General features: G+C 41.5%; 17 protein-coding genes. 12 read left to right on the top strand and 5 right to left on the bottom strand.

The features are described from left to right. Positions 1-292 precede the first annotated feature (292 nt). Positions 293-1,612 carry a sigma-54-dependent transcriptional regulator gene (locus tag Q7674_RS19320; RefSeq protein WP_045064006.1) on the top strand — a complete coding sequence of 440 codons (1,320 nt, stop codon included), beginning with the start codon at positions 293-295 and terminating at the stop codon, positions 1,610-1,612. Between the two features lie 274 nt (positions 1,613-1,886). Further along, positions 1,887-2,129 (top strand): hypothetical protein, encoded by a 243-nt coding sequence (locus Q7674_RS19315; RefSeq protein WP_008988449.1) that lies wholly within the window; start codon positions 1,887-1,889, stop codon positions 2,127-2,129. Between the two features lie 55 nt (positions 2,130-2,184). Here Q7674_RS19315 and Q7674_RS19310 read toward each other — a convergent pair whose 3' ends face one another. Beyond that, entirely contained in the window at positions 2,185-3,219 is a 1,035-nt protein-coding gene (locus Q7674_RS19310) for an NADP(H)-dependent aldo-keto reductase (protein WP_305423141.1), read from the bottom strand. Between the two features lie 164 nt (positions 3,220-3,383). On the opposite strand from Q7674_RS19310, the gene Q7674_RS19305 reads away from it, so the two are divergent. Continuing rightward, the gene (locus tag Q7674_RS19305; RefSeq protein ID WP_045064009.1) at positions 3,384-3,686 is read left to right on the top strand and encodes a DUF6482 family protein; all 303 of its coding nucleotides are present in this window, start codon (positions 3,384-3,386) and stop codon (positions 3,684-3,686) included. 18 nt (positions 3,687-3,704) lie between these two features. Here Q7674_RS19305 and mutH read toward each other — a convergent pair whose 3' ends face one another. Further along, the gene (gene mutH, locus Q7674_RS19300; RefSeq protein WP_045064063.1) at positions 3,705-4,385 is read right to left on the bottom strand and encodes a DNA mismatch repair endonuclease MutH; all 681 of its coding nucleotides are present in this window, start codon (positions 4,383-4,385) and stop codon (positions 3,705-3,707) included. A 623-nt stretch (positions 4,386-5,008) separates the two neighbouring features. Here mutH and rppH point away from each other — a divergent pair. From rppH to Q7674_RS19280, 4 genes are all read left to right on the top strand, one after another. Next, positions 5,009-5,536, top strand: coding sequence for an RNA pyrophosphohydrolase (gene rppH, locus Q7674_RS19295; RefSeq protein WP_008988445.1), 528 nt, complete (start codon positions 5,009-5,011; stop codon positions 5,534-5,536). Positions 5,537-5,578: 42 nt separating this feature from the next. Further along, on the top strand, positions 5,579-7,825 hold the full coding sequence (gene ptsP / locus Q7674_RS19290; protein ID WP_305423139.1) for a phosphoenolpyruvate--protein phosphotransferase: 2,247 nt from the start codon (positions 5,579-5,581) through the stop codon (positions 7,823-7,825). 25 nt (positions 7,826-7,850) lie between these two features. Then, positions 7,851-8,654, top strand: a complete 804-nt coding sequence (locus Q7674_RS19285; RefSeq protein WP_045064010.1) for a sulfite exporter TauE/SafE family protein — start codon at positions 7,851-7,853, stop codon at positions 8,652-8,654. 89 nt (positions 8,655-8,743) lie between these two features. Further along, positions 8,744-9,595, top strand: coding sequence for a thymidylate synthase (locus Q7674_RS19280; RefSeq protein ID WP_305423136.1), 852 nt, complete (start codon positions 8,744-8,746; stop codon positions 9,593-9,595). A 76-nt stretch (positions 9,596-9,671) separates the two neighbouring features. On the opposite strand, the gene Q7674_RS19275 is transcribed toward Q7674_RS19280, so the two are convergent. Then, positions 9,672-10,814 (bottom strand): Na/Pi symporter, encoded by a 1,143-nt coding sequence (locus Q7674_RS19275; protein WP_045064014.1) that lies wholly within the window; start codon positions 10,812-10,814, stop codon positions 9,672-9,674. A gap of 522 nt (positions 10,815-11,336) precedes the next feature. Here Q7674_RS19275 and nhaA point away from each other — a divergent pair. From nhaA to nhaR, 3 genes are all read left to right on the top strand, one after another. Beyond that, positions 11,337-12,506 carry a Na+/H+ antiporter NhaA gene (nhaA, locus tag Q7674_RS19270; RefSeq protein WP_008988440.1) on the top strand — a complete coding sequence of 390 codons (1,170 nt, stop codon included), beginning with the start codon at positions 11,337-11,339 and terminating at the stop codon, positions 12,504-12,506. A gap of 1 nt (position 12,507) precedes the next feature. After that, positions 12,508-12,762: a hypothetical protein gene (locus Q7674_RS19265; protein ID WP_008988439.1), complete on the top strand. Its 255-nt coding sequence runs from the start codon at positions 12,508-12,510 to the stop codon at positions 12,760-12,762. A 108-nt stretch (positions 12,763-12,870) separates the two neighbouring features. Continuing rightward, positions 12,871-13,758, top strand: coding sequence for a transcriptional activator NhaR (nhaR, locus tag Q7674_RS19260; protein WP_045064015.1), 888 nt, complete (start codon positions 12,871-12,873; stop codon positions 13,756-13,758). Between the two features lie 57 nt (positions 13,759-13,815). On the opposite strand, the gene Q7674_RS19255 is transcribed toward nhaR, so the two are convergent. Together Q7674_RS19255 and rpsT are read right to left on the bottom strand one after the other, a co-directional pair. Further along, on the bottom strand, positions 13,816-14,445 hold the full coding sequence (locus Q7674_RS19255; protein WP_045064016.1) for a DUF502 domain-containing protein: 630 nt from the start codon (positions 14,443-14,445) through the stop codon (positions 13,816-13,818). A gap of 141 nt (positions 14,446-14,586) precedes the next feature. Next, positions 14,587-14,847 carry a 30S ribosomal protein S20 gene (gene rpsT, locus Q7674_RS19250; protein ID WP_008988436.1) on the bottom strand — a complete coding sequence of 87 codons (261 nt, stop codon included), beginning with the start codon at positions 14,845-14,847 and terminating at the stop codon, positions 14,587-14,589. A 208-nt stretch (positions 14,848-15,055) separates the two neighbouring features. Between rpsT and murJ the strand changes: the two genes are divergently transcribed. Continuing rightward, entirely contained in the window at positions 15,056-16,615 is a 1,560-nt protein-coding gene (murJ, locus tag Q7674_RS19245; RefSeq protein WP_305423134.1) for a murein biosynthesis integral membrane protein MurJ, read from the top strand. 151 nt (positions 16,616-16,766) lie between these two features. Further along, the gene (gene ribF / locus Q7674_RS19240; protein ID WP_008988434.1) at positions 16,767-17,729 is read left to right on the top strand and encodes a bifunctional riboflavin kinase/FAD synthetase; all 963 of its coding nucleotides are present in this window, start codon (positions 16,767-16,769) and stop codon (positions 17,727-17,729) included.

The following is a 17,729-nucleotide window of genomic DNA, read 5'->3' as shown; positions in this document are numbered from 1 at the left end:
TGTCTGAGCTGAAAAGCAATATGCAGTTAGTTGTGTGATAGTTGTCAAATGATTCATTGTTGTATCAAAAATGAATGTTAATTTTTTTGTTGCTTATCTGGATTGTGACTTCTTCCGATAATCTATGATTTTTGTTATGAAAATAAATGGTTCAGTTTTAAATTGATAGTAAACGTGTTGCGCATTTGTATCTCATCCATATATGATTGTAACAATTTTGGTACGGTTATTATTGATACATATTACAACGACAGTCGTGCTACGTGATAACGTGATCAAGGGCGATTAGGGAATGGATAAACGAAATAAGATTGGGGCAGCTAATTCCATCGTTGTCTTTGGTGGAGTCAATCAAAAGTGGTTACCGTCAATGGAAGCGGCGGGATGGTCATGTCATCGTTGTTATGATTTACGAGCAGCAGAGTCACTGTTGTTAGAAATGGGGCCCTGTATCGGTGTTGTTGATTTAAGTAACGATGATTTTAGTTTACATAGCTTAGCTGCGTTGGTTAACCGCAATAAGCAAGTACGTTGGATCGCTATTGTTCGTGATGAGCAATTAAGTAATGAAGCGATCAGCCAATTTATTGTGAATTTCTGTTTAGACTATTTTTCTACGCCAGTCCCTTGCGAGCGTTTAAAACAGACTATTGGTCACCAAAGTGGGATGTTAGCACTTGAACGACAAGTGTGGCCGCAATTAGGGCAATTTGGTCAGCAAGGGCTACAAGGTAATACGCCGATCATGAAAAAGCTACGTGATCAAGTTAAGCGTGTAGCGTTAAGTGATGTGCCTGTGTTGATCAATGGTGAGATTGGTACTGGTAAATTGGTTGTTGCAGAAGCCTTACACCAGGCATCTATTCGCGCTAAAAAGCCATTTGCACGAGTGAATTGTGAAACAGTTCAAGCTGGGTGGATTGATGATGTTGAGCGACAGTCTTATCTCGATTATGCCAATAACGGTGTGCTTTTATTAGATGAATTCACCCTGTTAGCCGATGAAAGAAAAAAAGAGATCTTAAAAATCCTTAGTGATGGGACTTATTACCGTCCTGATGGCAGCATTCTTACTGTTGATATTCGTATTATTGCCACCAGTAGCCATAATTTTGATGATCTGTCGGAGCTCGATACTCTAACTCGAGATTTGTACTTTAGACTTAACGTGATTTCATTGTCGGTACCTGCATTGCGAGAGCGCGGCAGCGATATTGTGTTACTTGCCGAGTTTTTACTGCTTAAGTACGCCAGACAATATAACAGTGTGGCTAAGTCATTTTCAGAGCAAGCACAAGTAATGTTGTTGCAATATCAATGGCCTGGAAATGTACGTGAGTTAATTAGCCAGATTAAACGAGCGGTACTCTTGGCTGAAAATAAATGTATTGAAGCCGAACAACTTGATATTCCACGGATCACCGAAGATAAACAAAGCCTGAAAAAAATCCGAGAAGAGTCGGAGCGTACGGCACTACTGACTGTGTTAGAAAACAATAAAGGGCAGATCTCAGCAGCCGCTAGAGAGTTGGGGGTATCAAGGGCAACCATGTATCGACTCTTGAACAAACATGACTTGATCCCACCGCCACGTTGTTTCCGACAAGGCTAATACAGTTGGATATTCTTACTTAACAGCTACCGAAAGGTGGCTGTTTTTGTTTTAGAGCTCTATAGAATTAACCCTATCAATAGTCATCAATTTTTTATGCTGATATGAAATATAGTTATTGGTTTAATCTTGGTTAATATATAAACAAAATAAGATCTTGTAGCATAAAAACATGTAGTTAAGCGGATGCTATAAATAGTCCTGTTAAGTGTTAATGATTGGTTAATATTTGTTTTTGGTATATCTAACTCAACTGAAAACCAAGGAGAATATTATGCGCCAATCTATCTATATCCGTTTTGCTATTTTTCTTATCCAACAAGATATTAAACGTGAAGATGCACTGTGGCGGCATCAACAGCGACGAGTTCGTGTTTACCTGCCTTATCATTCAGCACATTTACTGCGAGATGTGGGAGTGGAAAGTGATGGTCGTATTGCTGTAAGCCATCTTGTTCATGCTGAACGTAAAGTACGTCATTTAAGGCGAACGCTGCGGTTTAGACATAACACGTAAAGAGAAAGGCCAGTAAGGTTATCTTACTGGCCAACATTTACGTGATACTAAAACACTAAGGACAAGGATTTGAGTATTGATTACCTACTTGCTCTAAATCTTGCATCACTTCTTCAGAAAGCACCAAATCAATACTCTGGATATTTGTTTCTAACTGCTCAAGAGTTGTTGCACCGATAATGTTTGCTGCAACAAAAGGGCGCTGATTTACAAAGGCTAATGCCATTTGTGCTGGATCCAAACCATGTTTATGCGCCACATTGATATAGGCTTGAGTAGCTTGAATGCCTTGTTGATTAAAGTAGCGAGAAAAACGTGGAAATTCAGTACAGCGTGCACCTTTAGGCTTTGTATCATTGAGATATTTGCCACTCAGCGTACCAAAGGCGAGAGGTGAATAGGCGAGTAGCTCAACACCTTCATGATGGCTGATCTCAGAAAGACCTACCTCAAAGCTACGATTAAGTAAGTTATATGGGTTTTGGATGGAAACAATACGAGGTAAATCGTGTTTATCAGCAAGCTTTAGATACGACATCACTCCCCAAGGTGTTTCATTTGATACCCCGATATATCGTACTTTTCCTGCTCTGACTAATTCCGATAGTGCTTCTAAGGTTTCGATGAGTGTGACACCAGAGTGATCTTCTTCGTAGTGATAATTCAGTTTACCAAAGCAGTTGGTTTGTCGTTGTGTCCAATGCACTTGATAAAGATCGATATAATCGGTTTTTAGACGCTCAAGACTATCATTCACGGCATCATGAATATGACGACGGTTAAGTGACATATTATCGCGGATATATGGCACATTACGTGGACCTGCTACCTTGGTTGCGATGATCAGTTTGTCGCGTGATCCTGATTTCTCTAACCAATTACCAATATAGCTTTCAGTCAGTCCCTGAGTCTCTTTGTTAGGAGGGACCGGATACATTTCTGCAGTATCAATAAAATTCACGCCACGTTCGATGGCTAAATCTAGCTGGCTATGTGCTTCGGCTTCATTGTTTTGTGCCCCGAAGGTCATGGTACCTAAACATATTTTACTGACGTCTAAATTTGAATGCGGGATCGTATGATATTTCATTCGCTATCCTTGCTATTAAGATCTTTCATTTGACTATAGCCCGAAGCGCTAACGCTGAGAAGCGAGATTCAATACCAAATCGATATTATGTTCGAGACTTGCTGGTTGGCGAAAACTGACACATAGTTAATGTTAGGTGTTTCATTATCTTGCGTGGAGTAACAATGAAGTTATCTCAGTTAAAGCCTTGGTTAAAAGCATCACCGAATAAAATTCCCCATTGTGTGTTGAGTTGCTATGCGGGATGTTCATATTATTTGATGGAAGTGGAATATAAACATCAGCTTCGTCCTCTAAAAGATGAAAAAGACAATCTACTGCATTTTCAAAATATAGAGCAGGCACAAACCTTATTAAAATCAGTTGGGATCAGCAATATGACCTTACGTCTTACTGATCCTTATGATGAGTTTTCTGCTGATGGCAAAGTATCGCAATGCGAAGAAGATATTGTGTTGCACTTTTAGCAACAACAATAGCCATCGTTAAATAAAATAACGAGAGAGCAGATCTGCTGTAAAATTTGTCTTTAAATAAAAACCACGAGGCAGCGTTTTGATAGGTTGCCCGTTGGCACCATAAGCTTCTGTTAATGCTTTGCTGTTGGCAGCTTTTGGTCGCAATTGTAATACTTCACCATGGCGAGCGGTGATCTGCTCAACGTGACCAAGGACGATCATATCCATTAACTCTTCCCAATCTTGTTTCAGTTGGGCTTCTTCATCAGGTGACGGTCGCCAAAGTAAGGGAGATCCCATATGGCGATCAGAAAGTGGAATGTCGCGCTCTCCTTCAACAGGGATCCATAACACATGTGATAATTTATGGCGTATGTGGCTAGTTTCCCAGCGTAAGCCTTGCACACCAATCAAAGGGGCTACACAAACAAACGTGGTTTCTAATGGCTTACCGTTATAACCAATGGGAATGGTTTTTAGCTCAATACCCAGCTCGATAAAATCCGGTACAGGCTTGCTACCCGCGGTTGCGCCTAAATGCCACTCAAGTAATTGTCCAACCCAGCCTTTATCACGTTTTAGATCGGGCGGTGGGATGATTCCTGCAAGATCGGCTAATTCCCCCAGTGTTAATCCGGCAAGTTGCTGAGCTCTTTCAAGTAGCTCTTGTTCTGTTGTCGGTGTTGATGGTTGAGGGATCGCTTGCATGGTGAGACTAATGATCATCTGTTGGAAAAGAATAGGAATAAGGATCATATCATAGCTATAAGGGGATTTTATGGCTAAAAAAAGAGAAAAAGATCCTTTGAAAAGATATCCACAGAAATTTTTTAATAAATATTTTATTTTTCGCTAACTGTTTGAATGAACAGTTGTGTGGCGCTATTTTAGCCACCCTGCTGCGTGAGTATGCAATCTAATTTTTTATCTGATGTGGATAAATCCATAATTGGTTGATCTTTAATCGATCGTTTTTTTGAGGTGTGAATATCATATTTATTTAAATTTATTATATAAGCTTTTACTTTTTATCTTTATGATTTTTATTGATTATATTGTTTATTGGTCGTGTAAGTAGGTGATTTTTTTCGGCCTTTATTGGTACTAAAAAAAGCGTTTTTTTATTTTCTGCACAAATCTATCCACAGAAAGAGTGAATAAATGTGGGATAGGTCTCATTTGGTTGTTTATAACCTTATAGCAAAGGCAAAGTTATCCAGAATTTGTGTTGAAGGTGGGAAAATATCACGATCTGATCGAAACTTTGTTTACCGATCTCTTCTACTATGAAAAAATCACTATTAATAGATATTTATACTTGAGGTCGTCCAGTGATTGATGGCGATGGATACCGCCCTAATGTAGGGATCGTTATCTGCAATAGCCATGGTCAGGTATTTTGGGCTCGACGATATGGACAACATTCTTGGCAGTTTCCGCAAGGTGGTATTGATGATGGAGAAACTCCGGAACAAGCCATGTATCGTGAATTGTACGAAGAAGTAGGATTAACCAAAAAAGATGTCAGGATAATTGCGTCAAGCCGTCATTGGCTACGTTATAAATTACCTAAACGTTTAGTACGGTGGGATTCGAAACCTGTTTGTATCGGGCAAAAACAAAAATGGTTTTTGCTGAGCTTGGAATGCGATGAGTCCAAGGTCAATATGCAGCGAGGTGCTACTCCTGAATTTGACGGGTGGCGATGGGTAAGTTACTGGTACCCAGTTCGACAGGTGGTGTCTTTTAAGCGTGATGTTTACCGTCGAGCATTAAAAGAATTTGCGCCTGTCGCTATGCCTTTTAAGGAATGGAAAGAGCGAAAATTCAAGCGTAATAGCAAAAATAAACATATGTAATATAGAGGCAATCGGCAATATAGAAGGATTATAAGGCTTGTTATGCTGACACAGCTTAGAGAGATAGTTGACAAGGTGGTCAGCGCTCAAACCTTGATAGAAGCGCTCGATCAATTAGTGATGAGCACTTGTCAGGCAATGAAAACAGACTGTTGTTCAGTTTATATTGCTAATCATGAGCGTCAGATCTATACCCTGATGGCGACGCAAGGTTTACATAAGTCCCACCGTCGAGTAAGTCTGCGTTTTAATCAAGGTCTCGTAGGGCTGGTTGGTCGTAGTGCTGAACCTGTTAATGTTGCCGATGCCCGTATTCATCCTCATTTCAAACATTTGCCAGGGATTGGAGAAGAATCATTCCGATCTTTCTTTGGCACGCCTATTATTCATCAACGCCAAGTTCTTGGTGTATTGGTTGTTCAACAGCGTGAACAGCGCGAATTCGATGAAAGTGAAGAATCTTTTCTTGTCACGCTTGCAGCCCAACTCTCAGGCATTTTAGCCCATGCTAAAGCCCAAGGGATGTGGTTTGAGCAAGGTAACAAACTGCATTTAACAGGCTCTGCGGCTTCTGCTGGGGTAGCTGTGGCTAAAGCTTGGTGGGATGATACTCAGCCGCTGTTAGAACATGTTGCGCCAACGTCTTGTTTAGATGTCAATTTTGAGCAAGAGCGCTTAACGATTGCCATAGAAGCCGCCAGTGCAGAGTTTCGTCGGTTAAGAAAACGCTTTGATAGTGAACTTCAAAAAGAAACCTTAGCAATCTTCGATCTTTTCAGTCACCTATTAAATGATCCTATGTTACGCAAGGATCTTAAGGCGCGTATTGCTTGTGGCGATCAGGCTGAGTGGGCTATTCGTCAGGTGGTTGAAGCGTATTCTGCGCGCTTTGCCAATATGAAAGATCAGTACCTTAAAGAGCGTGCACAAGATATTCGTGAGCTTGGTCAACGCTTATTATTCTTCCTTCGCGATGAAGAAGTCGATGAGCAGCAATGGGATGAGCTGGTTGTATTACTGACAAGAGAACTCACCGCCGCCATGTTAGCGACAGTGCCGTTAGGTAAGCTCGCCGCCGTTGTCTCTCAAGAGGGGGCAGCAAACTCGCATGCGGCTATTTTATCCCGCGCATTAGGTATTCCAGCGATTATGGGGGTCGATTTTGTCCCTCATATGGTGCACAACAATTTGGTTGTAGTGGATGGTTACCGAGGTGATTTTTTAGTTAATCCAAATCGCCATGTGTTGGTTGAATATCGCCGTCTATTGCGTGAAGAGCAAGAGCTTGCCAAAACCGTTGAAGATGATCTTTATAAGCAGGCTTATACCAAAGATAGTCAGCGGATCATGATCCACCTTAATGCTGGATTAAGTGCTGATACGAGCATTGCTGTCAATAAAGGTGTTGATGGGGTGGGGTTATATCGAACTGAAGTGCCTTTTTTATTGCAACGCAGTTTTCCTTCAGAAGATGAACAAATCAATCAGTATCGTTCGATATTACAAACCTATCCCGAGCAAACTGTAGTGATGCGCACCTTAGATATCGGCGGTGATAAACCTCTGCCATATTTAACCATTGAAGAAGATAATCCTTTCTTAGGTTGGCGAGGTATTCGCTTTACTTTAGATCATCCTGAGATTTTCTTGATCCAAGTTAGAGCTATGCTTCGAGCAAGTATTGGGCTGAATAACATGGATATCTTACTGCCTATGATCTCTGGCATTGCTGAGCTTGATGAGGCAAAAAGCTTGGTAGAGCGCGCCTATCAGGAAGTCGCCAATGAGTATGATGGGGAGCTTCGTAAGCCACGCTTAGGCATTATGATTGAAGTGCCGTCGATGTTATATCAGCTGCATGCGCTGGTAGATAAAGTCGATTTTATCTCTGTGGGAAGTAACGATTTAACGCAATATTTGCTTGCTGTTGATCGTAATAATTCACGGGTGGCGAGTGTGTATGATGCACTGCATCCTGCGGTATTAAACGCATTAAAACATATCATTGATAGTGCAGAGCGCTACCAACTCCCAGTATGTGTGTGTGGTGAATTGGCAGGTGATCCGATTGGTGCAATTTTATTAGTCGGAATGGGGTATCGATCTTTAAGTATGAATACCCGTAATGTAGCCAAAATAAAATATATATTACGCCATGTTTCAGCTAATGACATGGCACAGCTTGCTGATGATGTGCTTGCTGCACATTTATCTGCAGAAGTAAGGGATAAAACCACCTTATTTGTTGAGCACCATGGGTTGGGTGGATTTATCCGCGCAGGTAAGTAAAACATCTTTTTAATTGGTTACAACTATGTATGAAACAACCCTTTGGCTATTTGGCATGTGTTTGCTACTTGGCTCTGTTGTCGGGTTACTGGCTGGTCTATTAGGTATTGGTGGTGGGCTATTAGTCGTCCCTGCTTTAGTGTGGTTGTTACCCAAAGCCGGAATTGCGTCGCACCTTGTGATGCATATTGCACTTGCAACATCTTTAGCCAGCATCGTCATGACCTCAATGGCTTCTGCACGCAATCACTTTAAACTCGGTAATATTGATTTTTCTGTGGTGAAATGTTTAGCGCCAGGGATCATTGCAGGTGGTCTTAGTGGCAGTGTGGTAGCAGAGCTTATCCCTTCCCATTACTTACCAAAAGTCTTTGCAGTGATTGTGTTGTGTTTAGCAATTCAAATGCTGTTATCAATGAAAGTTGTCAATGATAAGCCATTACCAAGCTCACCATTATGCGCCGTAAGTGGCGGTGTGATTGGTTTAATATCGAGCCTTGCTGGTATTGGTGGTGGCTCGTTAACTGTGCCATACCTAAGTTATTTTGGGGTTGAAATGCGCCGAGCCATTGGTACTTCATCGCTAGTTGGGCTGTTGATTGCTATTTCTGGCATGATAGGGTTTATCTACGCTGGTGTAGGGAGTGAGTCACTACCCAAATACAGTGTTGGCTATGTCTATTTACCAGCCTTGGTCGGTATTGCTGCAACCTCGATGATAGCAACACGTTATGGCGCGGCGTTAGTGAGTCGACTACCGACGCCGACACTTAAAAAGCTATTTGCAGTATTATTGCTAGTGATCAGTATAAAAATGTTTTTAACTTAACAGCAGGGTCAACAGGCTTCTGATAGAATAACGATTACTAATTTTCGCGCCTGGCTTTTGCTGGGCGTATTCAATTTACGAGTAGGACTATGAAACAATATTTAGCCTTATGCCAACGCATTGTTGATGACGGTGTGTGGATTGAAAATGAACGTACAGGTAAGCGTTGTTTAACGGTTATCAATGCTGATCTGACTTATGATGTTGCTAATAATCAGTTTCCGTTGATCACTACTCGTAAAAGTTTCTGGAAAGCCGCAATTGCTGAGCTTCTCGGTTACTTACGTGGTTATGATAATGCGGCACAGTTTCGCGCAATTGGCTGTAATACGTGGAATGCTAACGCCAATGATAACCAAGCATGGCTGAATAATCCTCATCGTAAAGGTGAAGATGACATGGGACGTGTTTACGGTGTGCAAGGTCGTCGCTGGCAAAAGCCTGACGGTACACCGATTGATCAGCTGAAGAAGATTGTTGATGACTTAACAAAAGGTATCGATGATCGTGGTGAGATCTTAACGTTTTATAATCCAGGTGAGTTTGATATGGGCTGCTTGCGCCCATGTATGCACACTCATACTTTCTCACTACTTGGTGATACGCTTTATTTAACGAGCTACCAGCGTTCATGTGATGTGCCTTTAGGTTTAAATTTCAATCAAGTTCAAGTGTTTACATTATTGGCATTAATAGCACAGATCACCTGTCATAAAGCGGGTCAGGCATATCACAAAATCATTAACGCACATATCTATGAAGATCAGCTAGAGCTTATGCGTGATGTACAGTTAAAGCGTGAACCATTCGCTTCACCACAGCTGAAGATTAACCCTAAGATCAAATCGTTAGATGATTTAGAAACATGGGTAACATTAGATGATTTTGAAGTGATTGGTTACGAGCACCACGATGCGATTCAATACCCATTCTCAGTATAAGAATGTGTTAGTAACTTCGTGATTTTTAGATAACAAAAAGCCCAGCATCTGCTGGGCTTTTTCATGTTTCGTTTTATTAAGCAGTGAAGGCTAAGATTGAGCCAGGGATAGCTAGGAATACTAGGCCTAGGTAACCCGCTACTGCTGCTTTGTTCTTTGTTGCTAGGTCACTTAAGTAGAAAGCGCACTTCAACGGGATTTCACGTAGGAATGGAACGCCGTAAATCAACACTGTTGCTAGCACGTTGAAACATAGGTGTACTAGAGCGATTTGTAGTGCGAATACTGCGTTATCGCCAGATACTGCTGTTGCTGCTAGTAGTGCCGTGATACATGTACCGATGTTTGCACCTAGGGTGAATGGGTAAACGTCACGTACTTTAAGAACACCTGTACCTACTAGTGGAACCATCAAACTTGTTGTTGTCGATGATGATTGAACCAAAATTGTAACCGCTGTACCAGATGCAATACCGTGTAGTGGACCACGACCGATAGCACTCTTAAGGATGTCACGAGCACGGCCAACCATTAAGTTACGCATTAGTTTACCCATAATCGTGATTGCTACGAAAATCAATGCAATACCGATAAAGATTAATGCTACGCCACCCATGTTGCCAAATGCTTCTAGAGGACCTTTTACAAGGTTAACTGCTGGTTGCGTTAATGGCTTCATAAAGTCCATTCCCTTCATGCTCATATCGCCAGCACTTAAGAACGGAGACACTAACCAGCTAGATAGTTTACCTAGCAGACCAAACATCATTTCTAGTGGCAAGAAAATTGCTACTGCTAGAAGGTTGAAGAAGTCATGGACAGTTGCACTAGCGAATGCGCGACGGAATTCATCCTTACAACGCGCATGTCCTAAGCTAACTAACGTATTCGTTAGCGTAGTACCAATATTTGCACCCATGACCATTGGGATTGCTGTTTCTACTGGTAAACCACCTGCAACAAGACCAACAATGATTGACGTTACAGTACTTGATGACTGAATTAATGCTGTTGCGATTAAGCCAATCATTAATCCTGCTACAGGATGAGAGGCAAATTCGAATAAGGTCTTAGCTTGTTCGCCAACAGACCATTTAAAACCGCTGCTGACCATAGATACAGCAACAAGTAAAAGATAAAGCATGAACGCTAGGTTAGCCCAGCGGACCCAACGCATAGAGCTGAACTTAGATACAGCAGTAGTGGCTTGGGTAGTCATAATCATTTCTCCATGACAATAGTATGTCGTTTGAGTGTCATTTTGTTGAAATCTGTGTGAATAGTAGATGGCTTATATTTCAGAAATATTACACTCATTGTCATAAAGGCAGTTTGTCGCTTTTTTGTGATAGCAAGCGATTAAATAGCAGTAACTGGATTCTGTGTTTTTGTTTTTAACTATTTGTAATATATAAATTATTTGTGTATTTAATGAAGCAGAGGGAATTTGAATGTTTTTTAAAGGAGTGAAGCAAAAAATTGTCTTTTTGTCCGATAAGACCTCAAAAATCGGTCAATTGTGACAGTTTGCCTATAGTTATAGGGAAACACATGACAGGGAAAATGCGCATAAATGTCAGATGTTCGTTAGTACAGTACGGTTATTGTATTGTTAAAGGTCTAATTATTCGGAATTATCGAGTAATTATATCTAAACAACCGATTTCACAATTGCTGAGATTGGCGTTTAAACTGCATTTAATTGATTATTTCATATTGTTTTTTATAGGAGTGACGGTCGATGACCGATGCTATTCGTAAGTTTCTCAAATTAGAATCCGCTGGTGGAATTATTTTAATCATTGCAGCGCTGATTGCGATGATCATTGCCAATTCACCGTTGGCTTCAGTGTACAACGATACACTGCATAGCTATGTTGCAGGCTTATCAGTGTCTCACTGGATCAATGATGGCCTAATGGCTGTTTTCTTCTTATTAATTGGTTTGGAAGTAAAACGTGAACTGATTGAAGGTGCATTAAATACAAAAGAAAAAGCCATCTTCCCTGCGATTGCAGCTGTTGGTGGTATGGTTGCGCCAGCACTGATTTATGTTGCGTTTAATTACAGCGATCCAATGGCAATTAAAGGTTGGGCTATACCTGCTGCAACCGATATTGCTTTTGCATTAGGTGTAATGGCATTACTGGGTAATCGCGTTCCAGTTAGCTTAAAAGTCTTCCTACTAGCACTGGCGATTATTGATGATCTTGGTGTGATTGTGATCATTGCGCTGTTCTATAGCTCAGATCTATCAACAGTAGCACTGGCTGTTGCATTTGCTTCAACGGCAGTACTGTTCTGGATGAATCTAAAGAACGTAACTAAGATCTCTTGGTACTTAATCGTTGGTGCTGTGCTGTGGGTTAGTGTATTGAAGTCGGGTGTACATGCAACATTAGCCGGTGTTGTTCTTGGTTTCATTATCCCACTAACAGGTAAAGATGGGCGCTCTGATACTCACTCACCATTAAAGCATCTTGAGCATGTATTACACCCATATGTAGCCTTCGCTATTTTACCTATCTTTGCATTTGCAAATGCAGGTATCTCATTAGATGGCGTGTCGTTAGAAAGTTTATCAGCGATGTTGCCTGTAGGTATTGCGGCTGGCCTGTTTATTGGTAAGCCGCTGGGTATCTTTACTGCTTGTGTTATTGCAGTGAAGTGTGGCTTTGCGAAATTACCTGATGACATTGGATTTAAGCATATCTTCGCGGTATCGGTTCTGTGTGGTATTGGCTTTACCATGTCGATCTTTATCTCATCACTGGCGTTTGTTGGGGCGGATGAAAGCTTCGCAACCTACTCACGACTAGGGATCTTGTTAGGCTCAACGGTAGCGGCTGTTGTAGGTTATGTGCTACTGAGTCGTTCTCTTCCGAAGGAAGCTCAAAAAGTAGAGGCGTAATATGTATAAATACCTATTAGCTGTACTGTTTTTAACGTTCGCAACAACAAGTGTTGCATCAACGAAATACCAACATTGTACATCGGCTGATCGCTCAGATGTTTGCCAAGCGTACTTACAGGGATTAAGTGATGGGAAGAAAGAAGAAACGAAAGTGATATCTTCAAAATCTTCTTTTCAAGAACGCGCCCTTGAGCAACGTAGCGGTGAGCGATACCGTAAGCAAGATCGATTTAATCGTCAGCAAGCGGGCTAATAGGTTTTAGCACATACTTATTAGATAAATAATAAGATAAAGATTGAAGACCCCAGTGGCACTGCGTAAGCTTTGTCGTTGGGGTTTTTTATTGGCTAAATATTGAGTATGTCTCACCTAAATTATAATCATTTGTACTATTTCTGGATGGTCTGCAAACAAGGCTCAGTCACTAAAGCGGCAGATGCATTGTTCTTAGCGCCTCAAACGGTAACCGGGCAGATCCGTGCACTAGAGGATCGCTTGAAAGGAAAGCTAACTAAGCGAGTAGGACGTCAAATAGAGCCAACAGAGCTAGGACAAATGGTGTTTAAGTACGCTGATAAGATGTTTGATTTGAGCTATCAAATGCTAGATCGCATTAACTATACCCAACGTGATAATCAATTGTTTGAAGTCGGGGTGGCTGACGCCTTATCTAAGCGGTTGGTCAGTCAGGTACTACTTGAAGGGATGCCAGAAGATCAGCGTATTCATTTTAGTTGTTTTGAATCAACTCACGAAATGCTGTTGGAGCAGTTATCTCAGCATAAGCTTGATATGATCTTATCTGATTGCCCCGTTGATTCCACTCAAAGCCCTGGTCTATACAGTAAAAAACTGGGTGAGTCTGGTATGAGCTTCTTTTGCTCAGATCGATTAGATGAATCAGAATTTCCAGCTTGTATTGAAAATTATAAGTTGCTGGTACCAAGTAAACGTTCAGCAATGGGACGCAAGCTTCATCAGTGGTTTGATCAGCAAGGTATTACGCCTAATATTTTGGGCGAATTTGACGATTCTGCCTTAATTAAGGCTTTTTCGGCTTATCAAAAATCCATGTTTATCGCACCATCGATTTATGCCAAAGAGCTGAAAGAGACATGCAACGTTTACGAAGTCAAACGAATGAATGATATTTCAGAAGAGTACTTTGTGATTTTTGCAGAACGAATGATCATGCACCCATCGGTTACACGCATCTGTGAGGCTGATTTTAGCAGTTTATTTGTTTAATCAGCCCCAACCATAAATGATGGGGCTAACGTTGCCTAAAGGTTGATACAGCGATAATTACACAGGCTTATCCGCTGTATCATCCGTTTCTTTCTGTGTTTTATCGTTATTATTTTTAGGCGTTGAAATACCCGCTGTGAGGTTGTATTTCATTGCCTCTTCAAACGACCAATCAACAACCGTTAAGTCTTCTCGTTTTACCAGCGTTGTTACACCTGCAATTTGGTAACTTAGCGGAAAAAGCACGGGTACCCAATCACCGTCAGGTAATGCGGCTGTCAGTGGTGCAGGCATATCATCTGACATAATAAAGCCAATCACGTAACTATCATTTGCTTGACGAACCAATACGGTTTGCTGACCTTTATTTTTATTATCGCTGCTGATAAGAGAAGCAATGTCGTTAATGCTGCTATAAACCGTTTTAAAGAACGGAAAGCGCATTAATTGGCGAATGATGAAATCATACAGCCATGCGATAGGGCTAACAGAAAACAGTAAGCCAGCGACAAAGAGTAAAGTAAGGATTAATAAGAAACCTGCACCTTTGAATAGCTTACCTATGTGGAATAAACCAAATAAAAAGTTGCCAACCTTGTCTAATGACTCAAATAATGACCAAAAAAGCCAGATGCTTAAGACCAAAGGTAAGACGTTAAGCAAACCTCGTAATAGTGTTTTTTTCATTTTGGGTGCTTAGCCGATAGAGAGAAAGTGGATGGAGTGTGCCACAAAAAGGGAAGTAAAGAGTCAGGGGAATATGAATTTTAGGTATAAAAAAACCGACCCAAGGTCGGTTTTTTCAAATCGTAACTCAATAATTAAAAATTAAAGAGCTTTGATTTTAGCAGCTAGACGAGCTTTATGACGTGCAGCTTTGTTTTTGTGGATCAGGCCTTTAGTAGCCATGCGATCCATAACAGGTTGCATTTCAGCGAAAGCTTGTGTTGCAGCTTCTTTGTTGCCAGCTTCAATAGCAGCAATAACTTTTTTGAAGAAAGTGCGCATCATAGAACGACGGCTAGCGTTGTGCTGGCGACGTTTTTCTGAAGTTAGTGCACGTTTCTTAGCAGATTTGATATTTGCCAAGGGTGTAACTCCCAAATCTTGGTACGGTGACAATTTAAGGCCGAGGACTATGCCTTGGTTCTTATCTATTGTCAAATGATTTGTGCGAATAACCGCCAGACCAATCTAGTTGGCACTTGCGGATTAACACGGTTAATATGGCGGCAGATTTTACCAGCATTTGGAATCAGAAGTCACCTTTCTGAACCATCTTTTATGAGGTTTTTTTGTGAGTAAGCGTCTTTTACGCTCTGGAATGATAGTTAGCGCCATGACTTTGGTCTCTCGCGTACTTGGTTTAGTGCGAGATGTGGTGGTTGCTAACCTGATGGGAGCAGGGGCTGCGGCCGATGTTTTTTTCTTTGCCAATAAAATCCCTAACTTTTTACGCCGTCTATTTGCAGAGGGCGCATTTTCGCAAGCATTTGTTCCTGTATTGACGGAATACCATGCGGCAGGCGATGTTGATCGCACTCGACAGCTGATAGCAAAAGCTGCAGGTACCCTTGGTGGTATTGTAACCATTGTGACTTTACTCGGGGTATTAGGCTCTGGTGCAGTAACGGCACTGTTTGGTTTTGGTTGGTTTTGGGACTGGCTTCACGGTGGTGCAGATGCGGAAAAATTTGAATTAGCGAGTTTACTGCTAAAAATTACTTTCCCGTATTTATGGTTTATCACCTTTGTTGCATTGTCTGGGGCAATCTTAAACACCTTGGGTAAATTTGCGATTTCCTCATTTACGCCAGTGTTTTTAAATATTGCGATCATTGGCTGTGCATGGTTTGTGTCGCCGCATTTAGCGCAACCTGAAATTGGTTTAGCTATCGGTGTCTTTTTAGGTGGCTTGATCCAATTTAGTTTCCAATTGCCGTTTTTATATCGCGAAGGCTATTTGGTTCGCCCGCAATGGGGCTGGAACGATCCTGGCGTGGTAAAAATTCGCAAACTCATGCTGCCTGCGTTGTTTGGTGTCTCTGTTACCCAAATCAACTTATTGCTTGATACCTTCATTGCCAGTTTCTTAATGACAGGCTCGATCAGCTGGTTGTATTACTCGGATCGTCTATTGGAGTTTCCATTAGGTTTATTTGGTATTGCGATTGCAACGGTGATCTTGCCTGCACTTTCTCGTAAACATGTTGATAAATCCCCTGAGCAATTTGCACAAACCATGGACTGGGGGGTGCGAATGGTGTTGCTGCTGGGTATTCCTGCGATGCTTGGTATGATCACCTTAGCAAAACCTATGCTGATGGTGATGTTCATGCGTGGTGAATTTAGTGTGTATGATGTTAACCAAACTGCTGTTTCACTCTGGGTGGTATCGGCTGGTTTACTTAATTACATGTTAATTAAGATTTTTGCACCTGGTTATTATGCACGCCAAGATACCAAAACAGCGGTAAAAATTGGTATCATCGCGATGGTCAGCAACATGGTATTTAACGGTATTTTCGCGCCGTTTTATGGTTATGTCGGTTTATCTATTGCAAGTGTGTTATCTGCACTGTTGAATGCAAGCTTGCTATACCGTGGACTACATATTGAAAATATTTACCGAATTAGTCGTCAAACACTATTCTTTGTTTTACGTTTGGCAATAGCTGGTGTGGCGATGGTGTCTAGCTTGCTATGGTTTAGTCCAACAATGGAACAATGGTTAAGCTTCCATTTGCTTGAGCGTGTAGGCTGGTTGTTTGGTTTAATTGCGATTGGTGCCAGTGTTTATTTAGTAATTGCGATGATTTTAGGCATTCGTCCACGTCATCTGCGTACTGATAGCTGATTGCAAGCGTTGAGTAGTATATAATCCGCCAGCTTTTACTGCGAAATTACGATATTTTCAGCAATAATAGCGGCGGAATTTTTCGCTTAAAGGTCGATTTTGATTATTCACTCTGGTTTGATACTGGGTGAAATGAGAAGAAACAGGGCGCATGGAATTAATTCGAGGCACACATAATATTCAACCCCAGCATCATGGCTGTGTGTTGACTATCGGCAACTTTGATGGTGTTCACTTAGGGCATCAAACGTTACTACAACAAGTAGTAGCGAAAGCCCATGCAATGCAATTACCTGCTACGGTTATGACTTTTGAGCCCCAGCCGTTAGAATTGTTTGCTGGTGATAACGCGCCAGCACGCTTAACACGATTTAGAGACAAATACTTACAGCTTAAAAAGGTCGGTATCGATCGTCTGTTGTGTATTAGTTTTAATCACCATTTTGCTAACATGAGTGCGGAAGATTTCGTCGAACGCTTGTTGGTTAAGCAATTGGGTGTTAAGTTTCTGGTGATCGGCGATGATTTTCGCTTTGGTAAAGATCGCTGTGGCAGTTTTGATATGTTGGTTGCTGCTGGTCTAAAACATGGCTTTGAGGTGGTGAGCACCCAAAGCTTTTGTGTTTCAGAGCAGCGTGTAAGTAGCACTGCTATTCGCCAAGCATTAGCGAATGACGATCTTGAACAAGCGGAGATGATGCTTGGTCGACCTTACAGTATTACAGGTCGTGTCTCTCACGGTCGAAAGTTAGGTCGAACCATTGATTTCCCTACCGCCAATATACCGTTAAAACGACGCGTAACTCCGGTTTCTGGTGTTTATGCTGTTGAAGTGTATGGTGCAGCTAGCGGCCCTATTATGGGGGTTGCTAATGTTGGTAATCGACCAACAGTAAAAGGTGTACGTCGACAATTAGAAGTACATTTATTTGACTTTAAAGCTGATCTCTACGGACGTCAGCTTGAAGTCGTGTTACGCCATAAGTTGCGTGACGAAAAGAAATTTGAATCATTCGATGCGCTTAAATGTCAAATCGAGCGAGATGCTCAAACAGCACGGGTGTGGCTGTCTGAGCGTAATAATGTCCAACTTCGCCCAAGTAACGGAATCTAG

This window comes from Photobacterium leiognathi (assembly GCF_030685535.1).
GTDB classification, from domain to species: domain Bacteria; phylum Pseudomonadota; class Gammaproteobacteria; order Enterobacterales; family Vibrionaceae; genus Photobacterium; species Photobacterium leiognathi.
Note: the sequence above shows the minus strand (reverse complement) of the source record. Positions and strands in the feature narration are given on the sequence as shown.